The 1,068-nt window shown below is 72.2% G+C and carries 1 protein-coding gene; it reads left to right on the plus strand.

The features are described from left to right. Positions 1 to 99: 99 nt before the first annotated feature. On the plus strand, positions 100 to 843 hold the full coding sequence (locus tag C1J00_RS43545; protein WP_102914245.1) for a glycosyltransferase family 2 protein: 744 nt from the start codon (positions 100 to 102) through the stop codon (positions 841 to 843). The last annotated feature ends 225 nt before the right edge of the window (positions 844 to 1,068 follow it).

Below are 1,068 nucleotides of genomic sequence, written 5' to 3' on the forward strand. Positions count from 1 at the left end.
GCCGCAGCCCCGGCGAAGGCCGGCGCCCCGCGCCCCGCCGCCCGACGCTAGTTCCCCCTCGTCTTCCCGGAGCCTTCTCTGCCCCCGTACACCACGCCCCTGATCACCGTCGTCATCGCAAGCCGCCTGCGCGAAGACAGGCTGGACTACCTGATCGCCATGCACGCCAGCCTCACCCGGCAGTCCGTGCCGTGGGAGGCCGTGATCGCGCTCGACGGTGCTTCGCCCGACCGTCTGCCGGCCCCGCTCGCCCAGGACCCGCGCGTTCGCACGCTGGCGCTGCCCCGTCCGGTCGGCGCCGCCTGCGCCAGGAACCTGGCCCTCGCTCACGTACGCACCCGGTACACCAACTGGGCCGACGACGATGACCTGTTCCCCGACGATGCGATGGCCGTACGGCTGAACACCCTGGAGTCGACGAGAGTCGGCTGGTGCGCCGGCTGGAGCGAGGACCAGCACCCCGACGGCTCGACCACCCTGTGGCGCTGCCCCACGCCGCCTGGCCGGCATGAGGCCGGTGATGTGTGGACGTACTGGAAGTCGCCTGCGGACACCATCCCCATCGGGCCGACCACGATCCTCGCCCGCACCGACCTCGTGCGCGCCGCTCCGATGGGCGGCCTCGTCCAGGGCGAGGACTACTGCGCGGCCCTCGGTGTCACCGCTCTCGCCCCCGGCATCCTGCTGCCAGTACCGGTGTACAGGTACCGCAAGTGGGACGGGCAGATGACGGCCCAGGTCGGATACGACCGGCTGGAGGCAGCTGCCCGGGAGCACGCCTGGGCGTACGGCCGCAGCCTGCGCGCCGTCCTGCGCGGTGGCGAAAACCTGGTCCGTGGCTGAGGCGCAGATCGTCCTGTCGCACAGCCGGGAGTCCGGGATCGTCGCGATCGCCTCGGGCGAGCAGTACCGGTGGGCGCACAGCGCCCTTCAGTGCCGGAGCAGGAGCGCCGAGCACGCGCGTGGCCGGCCATCGAGACGTGGCTAGCCAACGGCGAAACGTTCTTTCGTCAGGCCCGCATCAGCGCACCCCATCGTCGCCCAGCCCTGCCCGTCACCGCGCCAGCC

Source organism: Streptomyces cahuitamycinicus, assembly GCF_002891435.1.
GTDB classification, from domain to species: Bacteria; Actinomycetota; Actinomycetes; order Streptomycetales; family Streptomycetaceae; genus Streptomyces; species Streptomyces cahuitamycinicus.